Origin of the sequence: Pseudomonas sp. RA_35y_Pfl2_P32 (assembly GCF_963970735.1) — a bacterium.
Classification (GTDB): domain Bacteria; phylum Pseudomonadota; class Gammaproteobacteria; order Pseudomonadales; family Pseudomonadaceae; genus Aquipseudomonas.
In genome coordinates this window covers 1-554 of the sequence record NZ_CAXAQF010000166.1, presented here as the reverse complement: position 1 = coordinate 554, position 554 = coordinate 1, and the positions used below count along the sequence as shown (strand labels likewise).

1 protein-coding gene is annotated in these 554 nt (G+C 63.2%); it reads left to right on the top strand.

Features of this window, described 5'->3' with window-relative positions; translation table 11 throughout:
• On the top strand, window positions 1-554 hold a 554-nt coding region (locus AACY45_RS27665), incomplete at both ends, for a molybdopterin cofactor-binding domain-containing protein (protein WP_339548649.1).

Here is a 554-nt window from a genome sequence, read left to right as displayed (position 1 = left end):
ATAAGGTACGCATCACGTCGACGCGGACCGACAAGGTGCCCAACACCTCGGCGACCGCCGCCTCGTCCGGCGCCGACCTGAACGGCATGGCGGCCTATAACGCGGCCCAGACGATTCGAGAGCGACTGATCGCCTTCGCGACACGCTGGCGGCAAGTGCCCGAGGACACTGTCCGCTTCGCACGTGAGGGTGTGTGGGTTGGTGGCGATCTCGTGCCTTTTGCGACGCTCTGTCGGCAGGCCCATATCGGTCGCGTTTCGCTATCATCGACCGGCTACTATGCTACGCCTGGGATCGAATACGATCGCGCTGCTCATCGAGGCCGACCGTTCTACTATTTTGCCTATGGCGCGGCACTGGCGGAAGTGGTGATCGACACCCTTACCGGCGAACACCGCGTCCTGGCGGTTGATATCCTCCACGACGTCGGCCGCTCACTCAACCCGGCGATCGACCTTGGCCAGATCGAGGGCGGCTTCATCCAAGGCATGGGATGGCTGACGACGGAAGAAGTCGTCTATGACGACGCCGGCCGGTTGCTCAGTCACGCGCCA